The 25,346-nt window shown below is 71.4% G+C and carries 19 protein-coding genes; 12 read left to right on the forward strand and 7 right to left on the reverse strand.

Features of this window, described 5'->3' with window-relative positions; translation table 11 throughout:
- Window positions 1-51: 51 nt before the first annotated feature.
- Window positions 52-1,230, reverse strand: a complete 1,179-nt coding sequence (locus tag ACTMTU_RS13490; RefSeq protein WP_441263724.1) for a class I SAM-dependent methyltransferase — start codon at window positions 1,228-1,230, stop codon at window positions 52-54.
- 90 nt (window positions 1,231-1,320) lie between these two features.
- On the opposite strand from ACTMTU_RS13490, the gene ACTMTU_RS13495 reads away from it, so the two are divergent.
- The 3 genes from ACTMTU_RS13495 to groL all read left to right on the forward strand — a co-directional run bounded on the left by ACTMTU_RS13495 (window position 1,321) and on the right by groL (window position 4,633).
- Window positions 1,321-2,283: a polysaccharide deacetylase family protein gene (locus ACTMTU_RS13495; protein ID WP_441263725.1), complete on the forward strand. Its 963-nt coding sequence runs from the start codon at window positions 1,321-1,323 to the stop codon at window positions 2,281-2,283.
- A gap of 266 nt (window positions 2,284-2,549) precedes the next feature.
- Window positions 2,550-2,858, forward strand: a complete 309-nt coding sequence (gene groES / locus ACTMTU_RS13500) for a co-chaperone GroES (RefSeq protein WP_005313390.1) — start codon at window positions 2,550-2,552, stop codon at window positions 2,856-2,858.
- Between the two features lie 146 nt (window positions 2,859-3,004).
- On the forward strand, window positions 3,005-4,633 hold the full coding sequence (gene groL, locus ACTMTU_RS13505; RefSeq protein WP_005313388.1) for a chaperonin GroEL: 1,629 nt from the start codon (window positions 3,005-3,007) through the stop codon (window positions 4,631-4,633).
- An 86-nt stretch (window positions 4,634-4,719) separates the two neighbouring features.
- Here groL and ACTMTU_RS13510 read toward each other — a convergent pair whose 3' ends face one another.
- From ACTMTU_RS13510 to ACTMTU_RS13520, 3 genes are all read right to left on the reverse strand, one after another.
- Window positions 4,720-5,412: an ester cyclase gene (locus ACTMTU_RS13510; RefSeq protein WP_441263726.1), complete on the reverse strand. Its 693-nt coding sequence runs from the start codon at window positions 5,410-5,412 to the stop codon at window positions 4,720-4,722.
- Window positions 5,413-5,490: 78 nt separating this feature from the next.
- On the reverse strand, window positions 5,491-6,264 hold the full coding sequence (locus tag ACTMTU_RS13515) for an SDR family NAD(P)-dependent oxidoreductase (protein ID WP_441263727.1): 774 nt from the start codon (window positions 6,262-6,264) through the stop codon (window positions 5,491-5,493).
- A 155-nt stretch (window positions 6,265-6,419) separates the two neighbouring features.
- On the reverse strand, window positions 6,420-7,127 hold the full coding sequence (locus tag ACTMTU_RS13520; RefSeq protein ID WP_441263728.1) for an MOSC domain-containing protein: 708 nt from the start codon (window positions 7,125-7,127) through the stop codon (window positions 6,420-6,422).
- An 81-nt stretch (window positions 7,128-7,208) separates the two neighbouring features.
- Here ACTMTU_RS13520 and ACTMTU_RS13525 point away from each other — a divergent pair, with 81 nt between their 5' ends.
- Entirely contained in the window at window positions 7,209-8,105 is an 897-nt protein-coding gene (locus ACTMTU_RS13525) for a LysR family transcriptional regulator (protein WP_441263729.1), read from the forward strand.
- Window positions 8,106-8,300: 195 nt separating this feature from the next.
- Here the strand turns inward: ACTMTU_RS13525 and ACTMTU_RS13530 are convergent, their stop codons facing one another.
- Entirely contained in the window at window positions 8,301-8,624 is a 324-nt protein-coding gene (locus tag ACTMTU_RS13530) for a WhiB family transcriptional regulator (protein ID WP_189466813.1), read from the reverse strand.
- 516 nt (window positions 8,625-9,140) lie between these two features.
- On the opposite strand from ACTMTU_RS13530, the gene ACTMTU_RS13535 reads away from it, so the two are divergent.
- The 4 genes from ACTMTU_RS13535 to ACTMTU_RS13550 all read left to right on the forward strand — a co-directional run bounded on the left by ACTMTU_RS13535 (window position 9,141) and on the right by ACTMTU_RS13550 (window position 13,480).
- Window positions 9,141-9,752, forward strand: a complete 612-nt coding sequence (locus ACTMTU_RS13535) for a response regulator transcription factor (RefSeq protein WP_003948568.1) — start codon at window positions 9,141-9,143, stop codon at window positions 9,750-9,752.
- Window positions 9,753-9,973: 221 nt separating this feature from the next.
- A complete protein-coding gene (locus ACTMTU_RS13540) occupies window positions 9,974-10,561 on the forward strand; it encodes a sigma-70 family RNA polymerase sigma factor (RefSeq protein WP_159688461.1) in 588 nt (195 codons plus the stop codon).
- A gap of 183 nt (window positions 10,562-10,744) precedes the next feature.
- The gene (guaB, locus tag ACTMTU_RS13545) at window positions 10,745-12,244 is read left to right on the forward strand and encodes an IMP dehydrogenase (protein ID WP_441263730.1); all 1,500 of its coding nucleotides are present in this window, start codon (window positions 10,745-10,747) and stop codon (window positions 12,242-12,244) included.
- A gap of 111 nt (window positions 12,245-12,355) precedes the next feature.
- Window positions 12,356-13,480: a GuaB3 family IMP dehydrogenase-related protein gene (locus ACTMTU_RS13550; protein WP_441263731.1), complete on the forward strand. Its 1,125-nt coding sequence runs from the start codon at window positions 12,356-12,358 to the stop codon at window positions 13,478-13,480.
- Between the two features lie 69 nt (window positions 13,481-13,549).
- Here ACTMTU_RS13550 and ACTMTU_RS13555 read toward each other — a convergent pair whose 3' ends face one another.
- Together ACTMTU_RS13555 and ACTMTU_RS13560 are read right to left on the reverse strand one after the other, a co-directional pair.
- Window positions 13,550-14,035 (reverse strand): hypothetical protein, encoded by a 486-nt coding sequence (locus ACTMTU_RS13555; protein WP_441263732.1) that lies wholly within the window; start codon window positions 14,033-14,035, stop codon window positions 13,550-13,552.
- 134 nt (window positions 14,036-14,169) lie between these two features.
- On the reverse strand, window positions 14,170-15,393 hold the full coding sequence (locus ACTMTU_RS13560) for a nucleotide sugar dehydrogenase (RefSeq protein WP_441263733.1): 1,224 nt from the start codon (window positions 15,391-15,393) through the stop codon (window positions 14,170-14,172).
- Window positions 15,394-15,664: 271 nt separating this feature from the next.
- On the opposite strand from ACTMTU_RS13560, the gene ACTMTU_RS13565 reads away from it, so the two are divergent.
- From ACTMTU_RS13565 to ACTMTU_RS13580, 4 genes are all read left to right on the forward strand, one after another.
- The gene (locus ACTMTU_RS13565) at window positions 15,665-17,371 is read left to right on the forward strand and encodes a glycerol-3-phosphate dehydrogenase/oxidase (protein WP_441263734.1); all 1,707 of its coding nucleotides are present in this window, start codon (window positions 15,665-15,667) and stop codon (window positions 17,369-17,371) included.
- Between the two features lie 360 nt (window positions 17,372-17,731).
- Window positions 17,732-20,272, forward strand: coding sequence for a serine/threonine-protein kinase (locus ACTMTU_RS13570; RefSeq protein ID WP_441263735.1), 2,541 nt, complete (start codon window positions 17,732-17,734; stop codon window positions 20,270-20,272).
- A gap of 126 nt (window positions 20,273-20,398) precedes the next feature.
- Window positions 20,399-23,566, forward strand: a complete 3,168-nt coding sequence (locus tag ACTMTU_RS13575) for a protein kinase (protein ID WP_441263736.1) — start codon at window positions 20,399-20,401, stop codon at window positions 23,564-23,566.
- A gap of 113 nt (window positions 23,567-23,679) precedes the next feature.
- On the forward strand, window positions 23,680-25,266 hold the full coding sequence (locus tag ACTMTU_RS13580; RefSeq protein WP_441263737.1) for a serine/threonine-protein kinase: 1,587 nt from the start codon (window positions 23,680-23,682) through the stop codon (window positions 25,264-25,266).
- Window positions 25,267-25,346 lie beyond the last annotated feature (80 nt).

Raw genomic sequence — 25,346 nt, forward strand, 5'->3', positions numbered from 1 at the left:
CGCCCGCTGACAGCAAGGACTTTGCAAAGGCAGAGGCGAATGTGATGTCCGCTACACCGGCCGGCCGATCAGCATCGTCGGCGCCCCCGCCACCCGCGTCAGGAAGACCGTCGCCGCGTTCGGCCCGTGCGGCTTCACCTTACGGCGGACCTCTTCCGGTTCGACCGCCGAGCCGCGCTTCTTCACGGTGAGGTTGCCGACCCCCCGCTCCCGGAGCAGCGCCTTCAACTTCTTCAGGTTGAAGGGCAGTTGGTCGGTGATCTCGTACGCCGTCGCAAACGGGACCGGGCGCGGTTCGTCCGAGGTGATGTACGCGATCGTCTCGTCCAGAAGGCCGCCCGACACGTCCTCCGCGACCTCCGCGACCAGGTGGGCGCGGATCACGGCCCCGTCGGGTTCGTACAGGTAGCGGCCGACCGGGCGCACCGGCGGGTTCGGCAGACCGCGGCCGGAGAGGGTGTGCGGGCCCGGGAGGAGGGTGGCACGGACCGTGGACGGGGCCGTGCCGAACCAGAGCACCGCCTCCTTGACGTCGCCGCCGTCCGAGATCCACTCCGCCTCGGCGTCCTCGGGGACCGCCTCGTGGGGGATGCCCGGGGCGACCTTCAGGGCCGCGTGGGGGCGGGTGCGGGCGGCGCCGATCGCCCAGGACAGGGGCGGGGAGTACGCCTCCGGGTCGAAGATGCGGCCACGGCCGCCCCGGCGGGCCGGGTCGGCGAAGACCGCGTCGTACGGGGAGGTGTCGATGTCCGTGACGTCCGCGCAGCGGACCTCGATCAGAGCGGACAGGCCCAGCGCTTCGGCGTTCGCACGTGCGACTTCCGCCGTGAGCGGGTCGCGGTCGACGGCCAGGACCTGGATGCCCGCCCGGGCCAGGGCGATCGCGTCGCCGCCGATGCCGCTGCACAGGTCGGCGACGCTTCGTACGCCGAGCGCGGCGAACCGCGCGGCCCGGTGGTCCGCGACCGAGCGGCGGGTGGACTGCTCGACGCCGTTCGGGGTGAAGAACATCCGGCGGGCGTCCTCATCGCCGAACTTCGACGCCGCCCGCTGCCGCAGCCGCGCCTGTCCCAGCGCCGCGGAGACCAGGGCCGCCGGGTGCTCGCGTCGCAGGCGGGTCGCGACGGCCAGTTCACGGGCGGGGTCGTAGGAGGCCAGCGAGGCCAGCAGCGCTTCGCCCTCCTCGGTGCGCAGTGCGGTGAAGGCGGCGAGCGGATCGAGGTCGTTCACCGGGCCATTGTGGTCCAGGTGGGGGATGGTGCGCTCGTGGCGGCGGTGTCGGACCGGTGAGCGGGCGGCGCGCTGACAGGATGCGTCGCCATGCAGCTAGTACGACAAAAGGGAAAACTAGGAGCGTACCGGGCCCGTGCGGCCCTTGTCTCGCTCGTCGTCGCCGCGCTCGGCTCCGGCTGTGCGGCCGAGGGGCCGCCGGAGGCACCCCGCCCCTCCCGGCCCGCCGCAGAGAAGGAAGCACGGCAGGGGCCGCAGGCGCAGGAGCCGGACGCCCGCAAGGCCCGCGAAGCCGCCGGCGGCGGTCCGGCGCAGCGGGAGAAGGCCGCGCTCAGCCAGAAGGCCCGCGCCGCCGCCGCGAAGAAGTGGGGGCTGAAGCAGACGCCGCTCGCGGCGCCACCGCCACCCGCCGTCAAGCCTCGGATCACCACCCGCAAGGGATTCGAGGTGGAGGACGGAGAGGGGCTGCCGCCCGTGTTCACCACCGTCCCGACGAAGGAGAAGATCGTCTTCCTGACGATCGACGACGGCGCGGAGAAGGACCCCGAACTGCTGCGGATGATGTCCGACCTGCGGATCCCGTACAGCGCCTTCCTCAGCGACTACGTCATCAACGACGACTACGGCTACTTCGAGAAGATGCGGGACAGCGGCGTGGCGCTGCACAACCACACGCTCAACCACCCGTATCTGCCCGGCCTTTCGTACGCCGAGCAGAAGCGTGAGATCTGCGGCCAGCAGGACAAGCTGGAGAAGCGCTACGGGAGCCGGCCCCGGCTCATGCGCCCCCCGTACGGGAACTACAACAAGGACACCCTGCGCGTCGCCAAGAAGTGCGGCGTCGAGGCCGTGCCGCTGTGGGCCGCGGAGGCGTTTCCCGACCACATGGAGTGGCGGGAGTGGGACCGGGACCTGCATCCGGGCGACATCATCCTCACGCACTTCCGTGGCGAGGAGGACTGGGAGGGCAGCATGCCGGACATGATCCGGCGGGTCATGCGGACGGTGACGGCGAAGGGGTACGCCGTGGCCAGGCTGGAGGACTACGTCTGAGACCGGGGACCGTCGGGCGGGGCCGGAGGCCGTGACCGGACGGCGGGACCGTGGCCGGGCCGGAGTCCGAATCGGAACGCCACGCGGTCTCGCATTGGCACTCCGCTTGACCGAGTGCTAATCGCAGTCATAGTCTCGGCCCTGGCACTCACCAAGTGAGAGTGCCAACACAGCGACGGGCAGGTCCGGCACCCGCGACGACGGATCCACCTGGTCGCCACCTCAGATCAGTTAACCCCGTGATCTCCGAAGGGGGAGGTCGGATCGTGACGACCGCCAGCTCCAAGGTTGCCATCAAGCCGCTCGAGGACCGCATTGTGGTCCAGCCGCTCGACGCCGAGCAGACCACGGCCTCTGGCCTGGTTATTCCGGACACCGCCAAGGAGAAGCCCCAGGAGGGCGTCGTCCTGGCCGTGGGCCCGGGCCGCTTCGAGAACGGCGAGCGCCTGCCGCTCGACGTGAAGACCGGCGACATCGTGCTGTACAGCAAGTACGGCGGCACCGAAGTGAAGTACAGCGGCGAGGAGTACCTCGTCCTCTCGGCCCGCGACGTGCTCGCGATCGTCGAGAAGTAGAAAGCAGGGGCGCGCTCAGGGGTCATCGGCCCCTGGGACTCCGCGCCAGTTCTGCCTCGAGCTGCGCCCCTGGCCACCCCGCTGATGCCGGGCGGCGAGGGGCGCAGTTCTTTGAACACGAAATCCGAGAGGGCTGAACCGCTCCCATGGCGAAGATCCTGAAGTTCGACGAGGACGCCCGTCGCGCCCTCGAGCGCGGCGTCAACAAGCTTGCCGACACGGTCAAGGTGACGATCGGCCCCCGTGGCCGCAACGTCGTCATCGACAAGAAGTTCGGCGCTCCCACCATCACCAACGACGGCGTCACCATCGCCCGCGAGGTCGAGATCGAGGACCCGTACGAGAACCTGGGCGCCCAGCTGGTGAAGGAGGTGGCGACCAAGACCAACGACATCGCGGGTGACGGTACGACCACCGCCACCGTGCTGGCCCAGGCGCTGGTCCGCGAGGGTCTGCGCAACGTCGCCGCCGGTGCCTCCCCGGCCGCCCTGAAGAAGGGCATCGACGCCGCGGTCAAGGCCGTGTCCGAGGAGCTCCTCGCGACCGCCCGCCCGATCGAGGACAAGGCCGACATCGCCGCCGTGGCCGCGCTGTCCGCGCAGGACCAGCAGGTCGGCGAGCTCATCGCCGAGGCGATGGACAAGGTCGGCAAGGACGGTGTCATCACCGTCGAGGAGTCCAACACCTTCGGTCTGGAGCTCGACTTCACCGAGGGCATGGCCTTCGACAAGGGCTACCTGTCCCCGTACATGGTGACCGACCAGGAGCGTATGGAGGCCGTCCTCGACGACCCGTACATCCTGATCCACCAGGGCAAGATCACCTCCATCCAGGACATGCTGCCGCTGCTGGAGAAGGTCATCCAGGCCGGTGGCTCCAAGCCGCTGCTGATCATCGCCGAGGATGTCGAGGGCGAGGCGCTCTCCACCCTCGTCGTGAACAAGATCCGCGGCACCTTCAACGCGGTGGCCGTCAAGGCTCCCGGCTTCGGCGACCGCCGCAAGGCGATGCTCGGCGACATGGCCACCCTCACCGGTGCCACCGTCATCGCCGAAGAGGTCGGCCTCAAGCTGGACCAGGCCGGTCTGGACGTGCTGGGCACCGCCCGCCGCGTGACGATCACCAAGGACGACACCACGATCGTCGACGGTGGCGGCAAGAGCGAGGACGTCGCGGGCCGCGTCAACCAGATCAAGGCCGAGATCGAGTCCACCGACTCCGACTGGGACCGCGAGAAGCTCCAGGAGCGCCTCGCGAAGCTGGCCGGCGGCGTGTGCGTTATCAAGGTCGGCGCCGCCACCGAGGTGGAGCTCAAGGAGAAGAAGCACCGTCTCGAGGACGCCATCTCCGCGACCCGCGCCGCGGTCGAGGAGGGCATCGTCTCCGGTGGTGGCTCCGCGCTCGTCCACGCCGTGAAGGTGCTCGAGGGCAACCTGGGCAAGGAGGGCGACGAGGCCACCGGTGTCGCCGTCGTCCGCCGCGCCGCCGTCGAGCCGCTGCGCTGGATCGCCGAGAACGCCGGCCTCGAGGGCTACGTCATCACCGCCAAGGTGGCCGAGCTCGAGGCGGGTCAGGGCTTCAACGCCGCGACCGGCGAGTACGGCGACCTGGTCAAGGCCGGCGTCATCGACCCGGTCAAGGTCACGCGCTCCGCTCTGGAGAACGCCGCGTCCATCGCCTCCCTGCTGCTCACGACCGAGACCCTGGTCGTCGAGAAGCCGGCCGAGGACGAGGGCGACGCGGGTCACGGCCACGGCCACGGCCACAGCCACTGACGCGACAAGCGCCGAGAAGGCCCCCGTCCCCGCATCGCGCGAGGGCGGGGGCCTTCCCCGTCGGAACGTCTCCTGGCAGGCGCGGCCTACAGGGCGCCGAGCTGGCGCATCAGCCGCATCAGGTCCATGTGCCACCAGCCTTCCTTGATCTTCCCGTCCTCGAACCGGAAGATCGTCGTGCCGGTGATGGTGCACTGCTCTCCCGTCGCCGGGATGCCCCGGAACTCCGCCTTGTGCCTGCCGCTCCAGGTCCACAGCGTCACGACGTCGTCCCCTTGGGTGACCTGCCGGTCGAGCTCGAAGGTGAAGTCGAAGGCGTCGCGCCACATGCTGAGGTCCCGGCGTATGACCTGCTTGCCGACCTCGGTGTCCTCCTCGTTGGCGACGTCGTGGTCGATGTAGTCGTCGGCGAAGACCTCGCCGATGGCGTCCAGATTGCCGCCGGCCGCGATCTCGTGGAAGAAGCGGCGGGCCGTCGCCGCGTTCAGCTGTTCCTCACGGACCACGTCCAGGTCGGTGAACGAGGGCATGCCGTCGCAGAGGGCCACCATCTCCTGGAACATCTTGTCCGTCTCCGGAAGGTGCGAGTTCTTCATCGCCTCCTCGTACGAGGGGAACTCGACGATGTCGACGTAGTGGCTGCTGTCGCTGCGGTCCTTCCCCGTGACGGCGTGGCCGGTGGTCCGCTTGCCCTGTGTCTGCTCGACCCACCTGTCCATGAGCGCGTTCACGTCGTCGAACCTGGCGGTCTTGTAGTCGATGATCTGCACGAATTTCATGGCGCCTCCCGAGCCGATGCGGCCCCTGATGGGATACGTCCATCTTAGTGACGCGGATCACAGTCGTGTCGTGAGCGGCTACTGCGGCCCGTACTTACGGCCCGTCTTCGACGTGAGCCCGCCCAGCAGGCCGCGCGGCGTCAGCTTCACGACGCCCATCAGCGCCTTGTAGCGGGGGTCGGGGATGGAGAGGGACTTCCCCTTGGCCAGGTCCGAGAGCGCCGACGCCACCAGCTTGTCGGCGTCCAGCCACATCCAGCCGGGGATGTTGTTCGTGCCCATGCCGGCCCGCTGGTGGAACTCGGTCCGTACGAATCCCGGGCACAGCGCCATCAGCCGCACCCCCGATCCGGCGAGGTCCCTGGCGGCGCCCTGTGTGAACTGCACGACCCATGCCTTGGACGCGCCGTAGGTGCCACGGGGCACGAAGGCGGCGACCGACGCCACGTTCACCACGCCGCCCCGGCCGCGTTCGCGCATCGGTCCCGCCGCGGCCGCGGTCAGCCGCAGCACCGCCTCGCAGTGCACCTTCAGCATGGTCAGCTCGTCGGCCATGGAGACATCGAGGAACCGGCCCTTGTTCCCGAAACCCGCGTTGTTGACCAGCAGATCGACGGGGTGTTTGTGGTCCGCAAGGCGCTCCTCGACCGCGCCGATCCCGTCCTCCCGCGACAGGTCGGCCGTCAGTACCTCCGCCTCGATGCCGTGCCGGTCGTGCAGTTCGGTGGCCTGTTCCTGCAGCCGTTCTGTGTCCCGGGCCACGAGCACCAGGTTGTGCCCATCGGCCGCGAGCCGCCGTGCGAAGGCGGCGCCGATGCCCGCGGTCGCTCCCGTGATCAGTGCAGTCGTCATAGGCGGCACGTTAATGCCCGACGTGGTGGTGCGGCGCGGGCGCCTTCCCTGACCGGTGCCCGTCCGCGGCCCGTCCGGGGGCGCGAACTGCCCCGAAGTCCCTGGCCCGTTCCGCCTTCCGGCGCCCGCGCCGCGAGTCCCGCCGGGCCCCTCGCCTATGCGGCGCCGGGGCCGGGGACCGGTCCAGGGCCGGCCGCCGTGCCGTATTTCGCGACGTACGCGCGGGCGTTCCTCAGCAGTTCACTGTGCAGGGCGTCACCTGCCTCGAGGACCAGGGGCAGCAGGTGGCGCTCGGTGGTCTCCGCCCGGAACGCCATCTCCACGGTCACCTCGTGCTCCGGCCGGTGCACCACCTCCACCGGGTCGCCGGCGCGGATCTCGCCGGGCTCGATGACCCGCAGGTACGCGCCGGACACCCCGCTCTGTGTGAAACGCCTGACCCAGCCCTTCTCGCCGAGCCGGCCGGCGAAGGTGCGGCACGGGACGCGGCCCGAGGTGACCTCGAGTACCACCGCATCGCCGATGCGCCATCGCTCACCGATCCTGGCCCCGGTGACATCGACGCCGATGGTGGTGAGGTTCTCGCCGAACGTGCCGTTGGAAAGCGGACGCCCCAACTCGCCTTCCCAGGCGTCGAGGTCCTCACGGGCGAAGGCGTACACGGCCTGGTCGCTCCCGCCGTGGTGGCGCAGGTCGCAGACCGCGTCCCCCGAGAGACCGCTGCCGCCCTGCCCCTTGGGGCCCGGATCCGTCACCCGGACGGGCCCCTCCACCGGGCGCTTGTCGATTCCGGTCATGCCGCCGGGTGCATCGGTGTAATCGGCCGTCTTGGGGCGGCCCACGTTCACGGTCAGAAGCTTCATGTCCCGCACGCTAACCGACACCGCCTCAAAGTAACCAACGGTTAATCGTCCGTTCCTCCAAGCGTCCCTTATGCTTGATGGGTGATCGAAGCCCGCCACCTCCGTGTCCTGCGTGCCGTCGCCACCACCGGCTCGTTCTCCGCGGCCGCTCGCGAACTGGGATGCACCCAGCCCGCGGTCAGTCAGCAGATGAAGGCGCTCGAAAGCTCGGCCGGGACGCCGCTGCTGATCCGTACCGGCCGCGAGATGCGCCTGACCCAGGCCGGAGAGGCGCTCGTACGCCATGCCTCCGGCATTCTCGCCGGGCTCACCGCGGCGGAGGAGGAAGTGGCGGCGATCGCCGGGCTCCGGGCCGGCCGGGTCCGTCTCGTCTCGTTCCCGAGCGGTAGTTCCACGCTCGTGCCCACGGCCCTCGCCGCCCTGCGTGCGGCCCACCCCGGCACCCGGGTCTCGCTCGTCGACGCGGAGCCGCCGCGCTCGGTGGAGATGCTCCGCGACGGTGACTGCGACGTGGCGCTCGCCTTCCGTTACGACACTGCGGGGGCCGAGTCGGAGTGGGCCGACCTCGTCGTCCGGCCGCTGCTCGTCGACCGGCTCGTGGGTCTGGTGCCCGACGGGCACCGCCTCGCCGAAGCGGGCAAGGTGGCCATCGGCGACCTCGCGGAGGAGTCGTGGATCGCGGGCTGCCCGCGCTGCCGGCGGCAACTGGTGGAGGTCTGCGAGAGTGCGGGCTTCACGCCGCGCATCGACTTCGCCACCGACGACTACCCGGCGGTGATCGGGCTGGTGGGTGCGGGGCTCGGTGTGGCCGTACTTCCCGAACTGGCGCTGGAGTCGGTGCGGCCCAAGGGGGCCAGACTGGTGACGGTCGAGCCGTCGGTCCACCGTGAGATCGTCGCCCTGACTTTGCCCGACCTGGCCCATGTCCCGGCCGTCTCGGCGACGTTGTCCCAGCTCACCCTCGCGGCGTCCCGCTGACGCGTCAGCGGCTCCACGGCGTCGGCGGCCATCGTCGGATTCAGGGTGTGCGTCCTGCGGGGCGGCCGTCGGCCCCCGCTCGGGAGATCGGGGGCCGGGACGCCGGAACAACTGCCTGTGCACGGGGCCGGATTGCCGGCAGGGGGCAGGCAAAGTGCAGGAACGTTTCTTCGGTTCGTGTGCGTGGCGCTCTCGTCAGCCGTGCACCGCACCCCCCGCGCTCGTGGCGGGGATCAGCCGGTGGCGTGCCCGTCCCATGAGCTCCTCGCGCTCGTCCTCGGTCAGCCCGCCCCAGACACCGTAGGGCTCGCGCACGGCCAGTGCGTGCGCCGCGCACTCGGCGCGTACGGGGCACCGCATGCAGACCTCCTTCGCCGAGTTCTCGCGCGCGCTTCGCGCCGCGCCGCGCTCACCTTCCGGATGGAAGAAGAGCGAGCTGTCGACCCCACGGCATGCCGCGAGGAGCTGCCAGTCCCACAGATCGGCGTTGGGTCCGGGAAGGCGAGAGAAATCTGCCATGGCGCATGTCCCCTTGAAACCGTGCTGGGTGGATACAGGACCAGGTCGGAAACGGGCGGGACGCCGACCGGACGTGCGCCGGATCCGGCACCAGCACCGTGCCAACGACCGTACATCTGCTGTGTAAGTAGATGTAAATATGACTCATTGCGAATCTAGCCATAGACACCGGAAAAAGGGAAGAAAAGCCGCTGAATGGGGCAGGGTCCTCATCCGATGAGGACGAGTGCTCCGCCCGCGATCCGTGAAACCTCCGTGTCGCCCCGTGCCGGGCCCGCCGGCCCCGCCGTCCGCCCGCGGAACCGGTGCTCACGCCTACCGGATCACCCGCTCACGGAGCGTGCCGAAGTGCTGCGTACGACCCGTAACTCTTTCGAGTGACCGTCGTTGAGAGGGCGGAGGCGGTTGAAAGAACAAGCTCTCGGGCACATGTCCGAGTGCGTTCAACCGCACAGGTGAAGAAACGTATCCAGCCTGGAGGCTCAAGGTGACGCGCATCAGCTGCGGAGGGCGGCCATGACATCCGTCCTCGTCTGCGACGACTCCCCGCTTGCCCGAGAGGCGCTTCGCCGCGCGGTCGCGACCGTGCCCGGCGTCGAGCGCGTGACGACCGCGGCCAACGGCGAGGAAGTCCTCCGCCGCTGGGGTGCCGATCGTTCGGACCTGATTCTTATGGACGTACGCATGCCCGGTCTGGGCGGCGTGGAGACCGTGCGCCGGCTGCTCTCGGCAGACCCCGGCGCCCGGATCATCATGCTGACCGTGGCCGAGGATCTCGACGGCGTCGCGCTCGCGGTCGCCGCCGGCGCCCGCGGCTATCTCCACAAGGACGCCTCGCGCGCCGAACTGCGTGCGACCGTCACCCAGGCGCTCGCCGACCCGACGTGGCGGCTCGCCCCGCGCCGGCTCCGTTCGGCCGAGATGGGGGCCGCTCCCACGCTCACCGCGCGTGAGATCCAGGTCCTCGAAGGAATGAGCCACGGTCGGTCCAACGCGGAGATCGGGCGTGAGCTCTTCCTCTCGGAGGACACGGTGAAGACGCACGCCAGGAGGCTGTTCAAGAAGCTCGGCGCCTCCGACCGGGCACATGCGGTCGCCCTCGGATTCCGCTGGGGCCTGGTCCGCTGAGGACCGTACGAATGGGACGGTGCGGGGGTTACGGATGCCCGAGGGCATCCGTTTCCCGCGCGATGCCGCATCCTTGAGGTGTGGAGTTCCTCGGGGACGAGTCGGTCGAGCGGGAGGGGAGGGCGCGAGGGATGAGTTCCGGCGCACCTGCTCATAACGCTTCGGTGCACAACACAGGACGCAGTGCCACGGACGGCCGCGGGCCAGGGCACCATGGACCGATGCGTGACGACGAGGCGGCGACCGGCCAAGGAGCCATCGGTGCGCTCGTGCACCGTGCCGTCGACGGCGACGAGCAGGCGACGCACGACCTGCTGGCGCACGTCCACCCCCTCGCGCTGCGGTTCTGCCGCTCGCGCCTCAGCAGGCTGCCGGGTGACGCTCGTCACTTCGTGGAGGACCTGGCGCAGGAAGTGTGCGTCGCGGTGCTGATGGCGCTGCCGCGCTACAAGGACACCGGACGGCCCTTCGAGGCCTTCGTCTTCGCCATCGCCTCCCACAAGGTCGCCGATCTTCAGCGGGCCGCGATGCGCCACCCGGGCTCGACAGCCGTGCCGTCCGACGAGATGCCGGAGCGGCCCGACGACTCGCTCGGCCCCGAGGAGCGGGCGCTGCTCAGCGACGACGCCGAGTGGGCCAAGAGGCTGCTCGCCAATCTCCCGGAGAACCAGCGGGAGCTGCTGGTGCTGCGGGTCGCCGTCGGGCTGACCGCGGAGGAGACCGGACAGATGCTGGGGATGTCCCCCGGCGCGGTCCGGGTCGCCCAGCACCGCGCGCTCAGCAGGCTGCGCGCGCTGGCGGAGCAGTGAGCCGTCCGTCGGAGATCGCGCGCGGCTGCGCGTGAACCGTCCGCCTGTCGTCTGCGTATGTGTGCGTATGGCTGTGGTGTGAACGTACAAAGCTGCTGGACGATCTTGATCGTGGAATGAGACGGCTGCTCGGGCCGTTAGCATGGACATCCGCACCGATCAAGGCCATTTGGGGAAGGTGTCATGACCAACGTCGACGGAGTGCCCGAGAAATTCGCGACACTCGGGCTGACCTACGACGATGTGCTTCTGCTGCCTGGTGCGTCGGAAGTGCTTCCTAACGCAGTCGACACCTCGTCCCGTGTCTCCAGGAACGTCCGGGTGAACATCCCGCTGCTCTCGGCGGCGATGGACAAGGTCACCGAGTCCCGCATGGCGATCGCGATGGCGCGCCAGGGCGGTGTGGGCGTGCTGCACCGCAATCTGTCCATCGAGGACCAGGTGAACCAGGTCGACCTGGTGAAGCGTTCCGAGTCCGGGATGGTGACCGACCCGATCACGGTGCACCCGGACGCCACGCTCGCCGAGGCCGATGCCCTGTGCGCCAAGTTCCGGATCAGCGGTGTGCCGGTGACCGACGCCGCGGGCAAGCTGCTCGGCATCGTCACCAACCGTGACATGGCTTTCGAGACGGTCCGCACGCGCCAGGTGCGCGAGGTCATGACCCCGATGCCGCTGGTCACGGGCAAGGTCGGCATCTCGGGCGTCGACGCCATGGAGCTGCTGCGCCGCCACAAGATCGAGAAGCTTCCGCTGGTCGACGACGCCGGCATCCTCAAGGGCCTCATCACGGTCAAGGACTTCGTCAAGGCCGAGCAGTACCCGAACGCCGCGAAGGACGCCGAGGGCCGTCTGCTCGTCGGCGCGGCCGTCGGTGCGAGCCCGGAGGCGCTGGAGCGGGCGCAGGCGCTGGCCGGTGCGGGCGTCGACTTCCTGATCGTCGACACCTCGCACGGACACAACAGCAACGCCCTCAACTGGATGGCGAAGATCAAGTCGAGCGTCGGCGTCGACGTCATCGGCGGCAACGTGGCGACGCGCGACGGCGCCCAGGCCCTGATCGACGCGGGTGTGGACGGCGTCAAGGTCGGCGTCGGACCCGGTTCCATCTGCACCACCCGCGTGGTCGCCGGCATCGGCGTCCCGCAGGTCACCGCGATCTACGAGGCGGCGCTGGCCTGCCGCGCCGCGGGCGTCCCGGTGATCGGCGACGGCGGCCTGCAGTACTCGGGAGACATCGGCAAGGCGCTCGCCGCAGGTGCCGACACGGTGATGCTGGGCAGCCTTCTCGCGGGCTGCGAGGAGTCTCCCGGTGAGCTGCTCTTCATCAACGGCAAGCAGTTCAAGTCGTACCGGGGCATGGGATCGCTCGGGGCGATGCAGTCCCGCGGCCAGGGCCGGTCGTACTCCAAGGACCGCTACTTCCAGGCAGAGGTGGCCTCCGACGACAAGCTCGTCCCCGAGGGCATCGAGGGCCAGGTGCCCTACCGCGGTCCGCTCGCGGCCGTGCTGCACCAGCTGGTCGGTGGTCTGCGTCAGACCATGGGCTACGTCGGAGCGGCCTCCGTCGACGAGATGGAGACCAAGGGCCGGTTCGTGCGGATCACCTCGGCGGGGCTCAAGGAGAGCCACCCGCACGACATCCAGATGACGGTCGAGGCGCCGAACTACAGCAGGAAGTAGTCCCGCACATGACAGAGGGCGGTCCCGGGGGTTGCCGGGGCCGCCCTTCATGTGTGCGTCGGGGATACTGGTAGGGCCCAGGCGCAGATTGCAGAAGGAAAGGCCACACACGTGACTGAGATCGAGATCGGGCGCGGCAAGCGCGGCCGCCGGGCGTACGCGTTCGATGACATCGCCGTCGTTCCGAGCCGGCGCACGCGGGACCCGAAGGAGGTCTCGATCGCCTGGCAGATCGACGCCTACCGCTTCGACCTGCCCTTCCTTGCCGCTCCGATGGACTCCGTGGTCTCCCCGCAGACCGCCATCCGCATCGGCGAGATGGGCGGCCTGGGCGTCCTGAACCTCGAGGGCCTGTGGACCCGCTACGACGACCCGCAGCCGCTGCTCGACGAGATCGCCGAGATGGACGAGGCCGGCGCCACTCGCCGGCTCCAGGAGATCTACTCCGCCCCCATCAGGGAGGAGCTGATCGGCCAGCGCATCAAGGAGGTACGCGACTCCGGGGTCGTGACCGCCGCCGCGCTCTCCCCCCAGCGGACCGCGCAGTTCTCGAAGGCCGTGGTGGACGCGGGCGTCGACATCTTCGTCATCCGTGGGACGACGGTCTCCGCCGAGCACGTCTCCGGCGCCGCTGAGCCGCTGAACCTCAAGCAGTTCATCTACGAGCTCGACGTGCCGGTCATCGTCGGCGGCTGCGCCACGTACACGGCCGCGCTGCACCTCATGCGTACCGGTGCGGCGGGCGTCCTCGTCGGCTTCGGCGGCGGCGCGGCGCACACCACCCGTAACGTGCTGGGCATCCAGGTGCCGATGGCGACCGCCGTCGCGGACGTCGCCGCGGCCCGCCGGGACTACATGGACGAGTCGGGCGGCCGGTACGTCCACGTCATCGCGGACGGCGGCGTCGGCTGGTCCGGCGACCTGCCGAAGGCGATCGCCTGTGGTGCCGACGCCGTGATGATCGGCTCCCCGCTGGCCCGCGCGACCGACGCGCCGGGCAAGGGCCGTCACTGGGGCATGGAGGCCGTCCACGAGGACGTGCCGCGCGGCAAGCTGGTGGACCTCGGCATCGTGGGCACCACCGAGGAGATCCTCACCGGTCCCTCGCACACCCCCGACGGTTCGATGAACTTCTTCGGCGCGCTGCGCAGGGCGATGGCCACGACGGGCTACAGCGAGCTCAAGGAGTTCCAGCGTGTCGAGGTGACGGTGGCGGACTCGCAGCACCGCCGCTGACCAGCTGCTCCGCACATGGGAAGGGCCCGGCACCTCGGTGCCGGGCCCTTCCCATGTGCCGGGTGCGCGTCAGGCGTTGGCCTTCTTGGCGCCGGCGAACGCGGTGACGGCGGCGATGGCGAGGAAGACGTACGTCATGCCGTCGGCCACCTCGGTCCACGCGTCGGTCAGCAGGCTGAACTGGTCGAAGAACACGTCCGTGAAGGAGCCGTTGAGCTCCTCGGCGACGATCATCGCCATGCCGACCAGCTGGCCCAGGTACACGGCGCCGACACCGAGCACGGCGCTCACGACGGCCAGCACCGGGTTCGGGCCGCCCGCCTTGGCCGCGGCGAAGCCGATGAGGAAGCCGACGGCGACGGCCGCGTAGCCGATCTCCGCCTCGATGGCACCCGCGACGGCACCGTAGATGCCCGCGGTGACGACGGCGGTGACGACGGCGGCGACGATGCCGAGGCCGATGTTGTTGCGGACCGGGGCCGGCGGCGGCGCGGGTGCGAACTGGTCGCCACCGGCGAACGGGTTGCCGGACGGCGGCGGGACGGGCTGACTCATGGCGGATTCCCCCTGGGATCGACGGCGTCGCACCAGCGTGCGAGCGCGGTCCCGGAGACTAGCAGTCCGGTACGACGGAACGGCACTCGGTTATGGGACCGTTGCACGGCCGTGGCGCGGAGCCTGAGAAGGCGTCAGAGCCGGTGTGCCGCCCCGGCCGGAGTCGCCCCCCTTGTGTCCAGCAGGAGTTGGGCCTTGACCGCCAGGCCTTGGAGGTCGTACGTGCGGTGGTGCTGGACCAGGACCGTCAGGTCCGCCGCGGCGGCCGCCTCGTAGAGGGAGTCGGCGCGGGGGACGGGGACCTGGTCCATGCGCCAGTCGGGGACGTAGGGGTCGTGGTAGCTCACGGACGCGCCCAGGTCCGTCAGCCGGCGGGCGATCTCGGTGGCCGGCGAGCCCTGCAGGTCGGCGAGGTCCGGCTTGTAGGTGACGCCGAGGAGCAGGACACGGGCCCCGCGGGCGGACTTGCCGTGTTCGTTGAGGAGGGTGGCGCAGCGGCGGACCACGTACTGCGGCATCCGCGAGTTGATCTCCTGCGCGAGGCCCACCATGCGCAGCGGGCGACACGGGGTGGGGCCGGGGTCGAGGGGGACGCCGTGGCCTCCGACGCCGGGGCCCGGGCGGAAGGCCTGGAAGCCGAAGGGCTTGGTCTCCGCGCAGCGGATGACGTCCCAGAGGTCGATGCCGAGATCGTGGCAGAGCACGGCCATCTCGTTGACGAGGGCGATGTTGACGTGCCGGAAGTTCGTCTCGAGGACCTTGACCGTCTCGGCCTCGCGCAGACCGCGGGCGCGGACCACCTTGTCGGTCAGCCGGGCGTAGAAGGCGGCCGCGGACTCCGTGCAGGCGGGGGTGAGCCCGCCGATGACCTTCGGCGTGTTGGCGTAGCCGTGCGTGCGGCGGCCGGGGTCGGTGCGGCTGGGGGAGTAGGCCAGGTGGAAGTCCCGGCCGGCCCGCAGGCCGGAGCCCTCTTCGAGGAGCGGACGGAGGAAGTCCTCCGTGGTGCCGGGCTCGACCGCCGATTCCAGCAGGACGGTGGTGTGCGGCCGCAGCCGGGACGCGAGCGCCCGGGCGGCGTCGGCGAGCGGGGTCAGGTCCAGTGTGCCGTCCGCGCCCATGGGCGTGGGCGCACAGATGACGGCGGTGCGCACGCGGCCGAGCTCGGCCGCGTCCGTGACGGTGCGGAAGCCGCCGGAGAGCATGCGCCGGATGTCGGCGGGTGTCACTCCGGCGGCGGGCTCCGCGAGCTGGCGGGGGTCGGGGTCGTAGCCGATGGTTTCGATGCCTGACGCCACGGCGGCCTGGGCGAGCGGCAGACCGAGGTGTCCGAGTCCGATGACGGCGAGATCTGCGGGCATGGCTGTGGCCGTCCTTCCCGTAGCCGAAGGGGACAGTGAGCGCAAGCCCTGGGGGCGGAACGGGCAGGCGCAATGTCAGACTAGGCGTAAATATGACCGTTCTGCCGGATTGTGGGCTCCTGGTCGAGCGAGTGTTATCCACAGGCGGTGGCTGAAGTCGGCAAGTACGGACAGAATCGACGGTGTGAGTCCGACTTTGTGAGTCCGGCATGGCGGGTTCGACGTTGTGAGACCGACCGCAGGAAATGCACGGGGGCGACGGGAGGCAACAGTGAGGACAGCGACACTGGGACCCGCGGAGCGCGCCGAAGCGCTCGCCGGGATGGCCGAGCGTGAACTGGACGTGCTGGTGGTGGGCGCCGGCGTGGTCGGAGCGGGAACCGCGCTCGACGCCGCGACACGAGGGCTGACGACCGGGCTGGTGGAGGCGCGCGACTGGGCTTCCGGCACCTCGAGCAGGTCGAGCAAGCTGATCCACGGCGGACTGCGCTATCTGGAAATGCTCGACTTCGCCCTGGTGAGGGAGGCACTCAAGGAGCGCGGGCTGCTGCTCGAGCGGCTCGCCCCGCACCTGGTCAAGCCGGTGCCGTTCCTCTATCCGCTCCAGCACAAGGGATGGGAGCGGTTGTACGCCGGCTCCGGTGTCGCGCTGTACGACGCGATGTCGGTGTCCTCGGGACACGGGCGGGGGCTGCCCGTCCACCGGCACCTCTCCCGCCGGCACGCCCTGCGGGTCGCCCCCGCGCTGAAGAAGAACGCCCTCGTCGGCGCCCTTCAGTACTACGACGCCCAGATGGACGACGCCCGCTTCGTGACGACCCTGGTGCGCACCGCCGCGAGCTACGGCGCCCAAGTCGCCAGCCGCGCCCGGGTGGTCGGCTTCCTGCGGGAGGGCGAGCGCGTGGTCGGAGCCCGGGTGCTCGACGTGGAGGCGGGCGGTGAGTACGAGATCCGGGCCCGGCAGGTCGTCAATGCCACCGGGGTGTGGACGGACGACACGCAGGCGCTGATCGGGGAGCGCGGGCAGTTCCATGTGCGCGCCTCCAAGGGCATCCACCTCGTGGTGCCGAAGGACCGTATCCACTCCACGACCGGGCTGATCCTGCGCACGGAGAAGTCGGTGCTGTTCGTCATCCCCTGGGGACGGCACTGGATCGTCGGCACCACCGACACCGGCTGGGACCTCGACAAGGCGCACCCCGCCGCCTCCAGCGCCGACATCGACTACCTGTTGGAGCACGTCAATTCGGTGCTCGCCGTGCCGCTCACCCGGGACGACGTGGAGGGGGTCTACGCCGGGCTGCGGCCCCTGCTCGCCGGCGAGTCGGACGCCACCAGCAAGCTGTCGCGCGAGCACACGGTGGCGCACCCCGTGCCGGGGCTCGTCGTCGTCGCCGGCGGCAAGTACACGACGTACCGGGTGATGGCCAAGGACGCCGTGGACGCGGCGGTGCACGGCCTCGACCAGCGGGTGGCGGCCTGTGTCACGGAGGACACGCCGCTGCTCGGCGCCGAAGGGTACCGCGCCCTCTGGAACGCCAGGGCGCGGATCGCCGAGCGGACGGGTCTTCATGTGGTGCGCATCGAGCATCTGTTGAACCGCTACGGCGCCATGACGGAGGAACTGCTCGCCCTCATCGCGGAGGACCAGACGCTCGGCGATCCCCTGAGCGGCGCGGACGACTACCTGCGGGCCGAGATCGTCTATGCCGCGTCGCATGAGGGCGCCCGCCATCTCGATGACGTGATGACCCGGCGTACCCGAATCTCGATCGAGACCTTCGACCGGGGGACGCGCAGCGCACGCGAGTGCGCCGAGCTGATGGCCCCGGTACTGGGCTGGGAGAAGGCGCAGATCGAGAAGGAGGTCGAGCACTACGAGAAGAGGGTGGAAGCGGAACGGGAGTCGCAGCGGCAGCCGGACGACCAGACGGCGGACGCGGCGCGGCTGGGCGCGCCGGACATCGTGCCGCTCTGATCCGGCCTGCCTAGATCCGGACTGCCCCGATCCGGCCTGCCCTGACCTGGACTGCCTTGGTTCGGACGGCCTTGATCCGGTCAGGTCGGTCTGTGATGGCCCGTCGCCCGGGGGGAACCGGCCCGCTGCGAGGGCGGTTGCGGAGTCCGGGCACGCCTCCGACCAGTGCGGGGGTGGGCTTCACACCGCGTGGTGGCATGGTGGGTGGCGTATTCGGGTGCGCCCGGCACGCCGCTGGGTGGACCCGGACGACGTACCGGTCCCGGGGTGAGGGACAATGGGCGCTCTGCCAGGGCGGGTTACCGCATCGCGCGGAAAGCGGCAGGCGCGGGCGAAGATCAGGGATCGCAGAGGGGACGCATGTCGGAGGCTGAGCAGTCGCGGAAGCCCCAGCGGGGGGCCGGCTTCGCCGGCGAGGATGCGGACTCTGCCGCGGGCGCGGGGGCCGGTTCCGCCGGTGGGGGCGAAGGTTCCGCCGCCGGCGCGGCGGACCCGAAGACGGCCGAAGCGGACGCGTCCCCCGAAGTGAAGGACGCCGCCCCGGAGGTCAAGGACGCGGTCCCCGAGGACAAGAGCGAGGACGGCGACGTCACAGCCGGCGCCGCGGGCCAGGACGCCCCCGGCGCGGTCGGGGCCGATGACGAGGACGTGGCCGCTGGCGGTGCCCCTGCCGGGACGGAGGACGCCCAGAAGCCCGGTCTCGACTCCCGGAGCGCGGGCGTGACGACGGCTCAGGACGACCCGCGGAAGGATGCGCAGGGCGATGCCCGCGGCGTTGCCTCGGCGGACACGAAGCCTGCTGTCGCCGCCGAGGACGCGAAGCCTGCCGCCGAGGACGCGAAGCCGCTGCCCGTCATGAAGGCCGGTAGGCACCCGGCGGAGCCCGCGGACGCGCCGGCCGCGCAGGGGGCGGCCACCGGTGCGAGCTCCGGGGCGCCCGCCGACGGCGGCCGGGGCGGGGGCTCGCAGGCCGCCGCGGCGAAGTCCGCCCCCGCGGACCGGACCGGCCGTGCCGGGGGCGCGGGTGCGCCGCTTTCCAAGGGACGCGGCGCCACCGGTTCCGAGGGCCGCCTGCTCGCCGGGCGTTACCGTCTCGGCGGCGTCCTCGGGCGCGGCGGCATGGGCACGGTGTGGCGCGCGGTCGACGAGACCCTCGGCCGTACCGTCGCCGTCAAGGAACTGCGCTTCCCCAACAGCATCGACGACGACGAGAAGCGCCGGCTCATCACGCGCACCCTGCGCGAGGCCAAGGCCATCGCCCGCATCCGCAACAACAGCGCCGTGACCGTCTACGACGTCGTCGACGAGGACGACCGCCCGTGGATCGTCATGGAGCTCGTCGAGGGCAAGTCCCTGGCCGAGGTCGTGCGGGAGGACGGCGTCCTCACGCCCCGCCGGGCGGCCGAGGTGGGTCTGGCGATCCTCGACGTGCTGCGCTCCGCGCACCGCGAGGGCATCCTGCACCGTGACGTGAAGCCGTCCAACGTGCTGATCGGCCGTGACGGCCGCGTCGTGCTCACCGACTTCGGTATCGCGCAGGTCGAGGGCGACCCGTCGATCACCTCGACCGGCATGCTCGTCGGCGCCCCGTCGTACATCTCGCCCGAGCGCGCCCGCGGCCACAAGCCGGGACCGGCGGCCGACCTCTGGTCGCTCGGCGGCCTGCTCTACGCGAGCGTCGAGGGCTGCCCGCCGTACGACAAGGGCTCGGCGATCGCGACGCTGACCGCCGTGATGACCGAGCCGCTCGACCCGCCGAAGAACGCGGGCCCGCTGGAGGAGGTCATCTACGGCCTGCTCGCCAAGGACCCCGCCCAGCGGCTGGACGACGCCGGCGCCCGCGCCCTGCTCACCCAGGTGGTGAACGCGCCGGAGGCGCCGGTGCTGCCCCCTGAGCCCGAGCCGTCGCCCGAGGCGACCCGCGCCATCAGGCTGCCGTCCGTGCCTCCCGTCCCCCCGGCCGCGCCGAAGGACCCCGCCGCCGACCGGGTCCGTGGCGCGCTGCGTTCCGTGCGCAACGCGGCCGCCGCCGTGAAGACGGAGTCGAAGCCGCAGCCCGCGCCGGGCGGATCCGCACGGCCGGCCGCGCCGGTGCGCGCACCGCTCACCGACGTGGTGCCCCGCCGCACGCTGGTGATCATCGCGGCCGTCGCACTGCTCGCCGTGCTGTCCACCGTGCTGGTCTTCGCCTTCGGTGACGACGACACCGGGAACCAGGGCAAGGGCAAGGACGAGACCGCCGCTTCGGCCGGCTCCACCGCCGGTGGCGGAGAGGACAAGGCGACCGGTGGTGCGGGCAGCGACGCGAGTCCCGACAGCGGTGACGACACCGGCAAGGACGACGGCAAGGAGGAGGACGGCGGGCAGGGCGGCAGCACCGGCAGCCCGGACGCCCCGCCGTCGGGTGACCCCAAGGGCGACGACTCGGCGGGCGGCGACACGCTGCCGGCCGGGTACGTGATGGTCTCCAACGACCGCTGGCACTTCACCATGGCCATGCCCTCGAACTTCAGGCTCACCGGGGTGGCCGGTCAGAACTCGGGCGGCAAGTTCAGCGTCGACGGCGGAGTCCCGCGTGTCCAGGTCGACTTCAACAACAGCCCCAAGGACGACGCGGCGGCCGCATGGGCCGCGGCGGTCGCCGGTGTCAGCGCCACGAGCAACGGCTACAAGCACCTGGGGATAGGGAAGGTCGAGTACAACGGCTATCCGACCGTCGCGGACTGGCAGTTCGAGCGCAACGAGAAGGGCCAGCGGGTACGTATCCTGAACAGGGGCTTCAAGGTCGACGCCAGGCGCGGCTACTCGATCATGATCACCTGCAAGGCGAGCGAGTGGCGCAGCAAGGAGTGCGAGACGCTGCGCAAGACGGCGTTCGCCACGTTCAGCCCCAAGGACTGACCCAGGACACGTATCGTGAGAACCCGCGGACGGTACGCAGCGACAAGAGGCCGGTGAGCGACCGGATTTGACGGCTTCTTGCGTTGTTTTCGTGCCGGCCGGGGACAGCGCGCTCGGGGAGGCGTCGTGGACGACTATGCGGGAAGGGTGCTCGCCGACCGCTACCGCCTGCCGTTGCCGCCGTCCGACGAGTACGAATTCGCGGAGACCCGCGCGTTCGACACCTACAGCGGACATGAAGTCCTGGTGCGGCAGGTGCCGTTGCCGGAGATCGTCGACGCGGAGGTGCTCGACGAGGACGGCCTCGCCGGCGCGTCGGTGCCGCGGCGGACCCATGGCGGCCGAGGCGGCGGCACGACGCGCCGCCCCACGGACCCTGCGGTCCGGCGGGCGGTCGAGGCGGCACAGGCGGCCGCGCAGATCCCCGACCACCCGCGACTGGACCAGGTTTTCGACGTCTTCGCCGAGGACGGCTCGCTGTGGATAGTGAGCGAACGGGTCGCGGCCAGGCCCCTGGCGGCGCTGCTCGCGGAGAAGCCGCTCACCCCGTACCGGGCGGCGGAGATCGCCTCCGACGTTCTGACCGCCCTGCGCGTCCTGCACGCCCACGGCTGGACGCACAGGAACATCACGGTGCGCACGGTCCTCGTCTGCGAGGACGGACGTGTGGTCCTCACCGGTCTGGCGTCCGGTGCCGCGGAGGAGGCGCTGTGCGGCTACGCGCCGGTACCGGAGCCGGACGCGGACCCGGACACCGACGACGGGCCGGAACGGGACCATGGGCCGGGTCCAGGGCCGGCGCCGGGGCTCGACGCCGGTGACGCGCCCGCACGCGGACACGAGGTGGAGGCCGCGTCCGGCCGTCCCGTCCTGCCGCAGCAGAGCGGCCCCTCCACCGGTGTGCCCGACGTGCGTGCCGCCCGTGCCGGGGCGATCGCGGCCTACCGCGCCGGTGCCCGTGCCGGGGCACGGTCGGGCGAGAGCCGTCGCCAGGACGAGAACGCCGACGCCCGTGACCGCCTGGAGCAGGACGGTCTCGACCCCGACTGGTGGGCCCGCCGGCCCGACGAGGGGCGCCGAGGTCTGCTCGGGCTCGGCGGCGTCCGGGACGAGGACGACGACGCGGACTTCGAGGACCTGGGTCTCGGCCTGCTCGGCATGCCGCCGCGCGACGCGGAAAACCACGGCCGTGAACAGCGGCACGAGGACCGTTACGACGCAGGTCGGTACGGAGACCCGTACGACGCGGACCGTCATCAGGACCGCTACGACGAGGACCGCTACGACGACCGTCATGAGGACGGCTACGACGCGGACCGGTACGGGAGCCCGTACGGCGCGGAACGTGACGAGGGCCCGTACCGGGACGGCGGGGACCGGGGCCGGTTCGGCAGTGGCCGGGACGAGGAGCGTCGCGGCGAAGGCCCGTACGACCGGGACCGGGACGGCGAGGGGCCGTCGCAGGACGGCCCCGGTCGCGTCCGGCTGACCGGCACCTGGCACGACGCGCCGTTCGCCGGCCGGGAGGGCACCGGTTCGCTGCCCGCCGGAGGCGGCGGCCCTCGGGGCATCGCGCGTCCCGCGCTGCCGGGTGCGCGTCCGCACGACCCGTACCGCGACGACCCCTACGGCGTGCGCAGGGCGGGCGGGGAACCCCTCCGTGACGTCCGGCCCGCGCTGCCCGTCGCACGGGCGGACGGCGGCCCGGGAAGCGGCGGCCGGCCGGCCGGTGGACAGCGCCCCGCCCTCCCCGCGGCGCGTACGGACAGCGCGGCCGGGGGCAGTTGGCACCGCGGCGGTGAGGCGTTGCGTGCCGACGCGCAGCGCCGACCCGCCGCCACGGACGGCACGGCGGCCCCCGGCCGCTGGGACGAGGTCGTCGCCGCCGGCGGCTCCGCCCCGTACCGCGGTCCCGCGACACCCCTGGCCGCGGAACGGGCACGCCAGGCGCGGATCACCGTGGTCGGTGCCGTGACGGAACGGTGGGCGCCCGAGCAGGCCGGCCCGGTCCATGAGAACTGGCAGCTCGCCGCGCCCGTGGGCCCGGCGACCGACCTGTGGGCGCTGGGGGCGCTGCTGTACCGGGCCGTCCAGGGGCACGCCCCCTACCCGGAGGAGAGCGCCGCCGAGCTCGTCCAGCTCGTGTGCGCGGAGCCGCCGGCGTTCGCGGAGGAGTGCGGCGCGCTGCGGCCGGTCGTCGAGTCGCTGCTGCGTCAGGACCCCACGGAGCGGCCCGACTTCGAGGAGCTGCGCGGCTGGCTGCGTTCCCTCGTCCGTTCGGCGCCGGAGCCCGAGGCCGGGACGGACGTCGTTCCCCTGCCGCCCGGGGCGGTCGACGGGTCGCGGCTGCCGATCGTCCGGCGCCGGGGCGAGCTCGTCCGCAGGCGCCGCGGAGGCGGTCCCGACGCGCACGGCCGCCACCGCCACAAGAAGACCAGGAGTCGGGACAGAGCAGGAGGCAGGGGCGGGGAAGGGCGCAGGGACAGGCCCGTCGCCCAGGTCCCGCCGCCGCGGCGCGCCTACGAGGAGACGTACGAGAGCTCCTACGACACGTCGAACCGGCGGTCCTACCAGGCCACGGGGCGGAAGCCGCGCGCACTCGGCCGCACGCTTCTGCTGGTGATCCTGCTCGCCCTGGTGGCCGCGATCACCTACGCCGTGCTGTTCATGCCGAAGGCGGACGACGGGCAGCGGTCGCCGCAGGGCAGGGAGGCGGGCACCGGGCCGTCGCAGCAGGATCCGAGCCCCGGCCGTACGGGCGCGGGCGCCGACCCGGAACCGACACCCACCGGTTCGCCCGGGTCCCAGCAGCCGCAGACCTCCGCCCCGGCCGGTGAACTTCCCGCCGGCTATGAGCTCCGGGACGACCCGGAGGGCTTCCGGATCGCCGTCGACCGGACGTGGCAGCGCCGGCCGATCAACGATGCCGGACAAGTCCGCTACACCAGCGGCGATTTCACACTCATCGTCGTGCCGGGCCGGGACACCGTCCAGGCGAACGGCGACGACCCGCTGGTCTATCAGCGGGACAAGGAGCCCGAACTCCAGCCCTTCCGCGACTCCTCGTGGGCGAGCGCCACCGGGCTGCGTCGAATCGACGTCGGCCGACAGGCCATGGCCGAGGGCCAGTTCACCTGGCAGGACAGCAACGGCCGTGAGGTGTACGTGCGTAACCTCGCGCTCGCCGTCGACGGCACCTATCACGTCGTCCAGGTGATCGGACCGGAAGCACAGCGTGACAAAGTGACCGAGGTCTTCGAGCAGGCCACGGCGAGTTACCGTTCCGCCCGCTGAGTGCGCGTGCGCGCACGGAACGCGCATCACAGTGCGGTCACTTGAGGCGTCCGATGTTCCGTGGCCGTACATCCCCTCCGTAACCTGTCATTCCAAGGAACGGGGCGGGGTACGTGGAACACACTCACAGCACAGGCACCGGTCTGCTGCTCGCCGGGCGTTACCGGCTGGGCGAGACCATCGGCCGTGGCGGTATGGGCAAGGTATGGCGCGCCCATGACGAGGTGCTCCACCGGGTGGTGGCGGTCAAGGAGTTGACCGCGGGGCTCTACGTGTCGGAGGCCGACCGGGCCGTCCTGCACGCCCGCACCCAGAAGGAGGCCCGCGCGGCCGCGCGCATCAGCCATCCCGGTGTAGTCACCGTGCACGACGTGCTCGAGCACGACGCGCGGCCCTGGATCGTCATGCAGTACGTCGACGGCCCCTCACTCGCGGACGCGGTCAAGGAGCCCGGGCGGATCGACGAGACGGAGGCGGCCCGGATCGGGCTGCACATCCTGGGGGCGCTGGGCGCCGCGCACGCCGCCGGGGTGCTCCACCGGGACATCAAGCCGGCCAACGTCCTGTTGGCCAAGGACGGCCGGGCGCTCATAACGGACTTCGGGATCGCGGCCATAGAGGGCGATTCGACGATCACCAGGACGGGCGAGATCGTCGGTTCGATCGACTACCTCGCGCCGGAACGGGTCCGCGGCCACGACCCCGGCCCCGCCTCGGACCTGTGGTCGCTGGGCGCGACGCTGTACACGGCGGTGGAGGGACGGTCGCCGTTCCGGCGGTCCTCGCCGCTGTCGACCATGCAGGCCGTGGTCGACGAGGAACCGCCTGCTCCGGTGCGGGCGGGGAGGCTCGCTCCGGTGATCCTGGCGCTGCTGCGCAAGGAGCCGTCGCACCGGCCCTCCGCGGCCGAGGCGGAGCGGATGCTGACGGATGCCATGGAGGGCCGTGGGCCGGTGGAGACGGGGCGTGCGCGGGTGCCGACGCAGCGGCTGCCGCAGCCGGGCGCCGCGGTGGACCGTTCCCGCACCGTACCGGCGCCCGGGCCCTCGCAGGCCACCGGCCGTCGCGGCGGGCGCGTCCGCACGGCGGTGATCGCCGTCGTGCTGGCGGCCGTGCTGGGCGGCGCCGCGGGCCTGGCGATGCAGTACGCGGGCGACGGCGGGAACGGCCGTAAGGGAGAGGCCGCGGCCGCCGGAGGCGCCGGGACGGGCGGCGCAGAGAGCACCGCGCCGGAGGATGCCGGGATTCCCGAGGGCTGGCGACGCGTCAAGGACGTGGCGGGCTTCAGCCTCTGGGTGCCCGACGGCTGGCGGCGTCAGGCGGACGGCAACCAGATCGACTACACCCCCGACAACGGCCGCCACCGCATCCGCATCAGCATCGACCCGGCGCCCGACCACGAGAACCCGTACATGCACATGCTCGACATGCAGAAGAGCCTCAAGAAGCGCCTGCCGGAGTACCGCCGGGTGCAGCTCCACCCGAACACGTTCCGGGACCGGACGCAGTCCGCGATCTGGGAGTTCACCTGGACGGAGAGCAAGGAACATCCCGGACCCCGGCGGGCGATCGACCAGATGTACTACGAGGACGACGGCACGGAATACGCCCTCTACATGTCCGGCCCCGCACACGACTGGGTGACGACCCGCGAGCAGTTCGACACCATGCTGCGGGGATGGCGGCCCCCGGCGCCGTGAACCGGGCCACGCGACTCCCCGAGGCGGCCGGGAAAATTGCCGGGCGTGCCTGCGGGCCGATGAATAGGGCCTGATCAGGG

Source organism: Streptomyces sp. OZ13, from assembly GCF_052068155.1.
Lineage (GTDB): Bacteria > Actinomycetota > Actinomycetes > Streptomycetales > Streptomycetaceae > Streptomyces.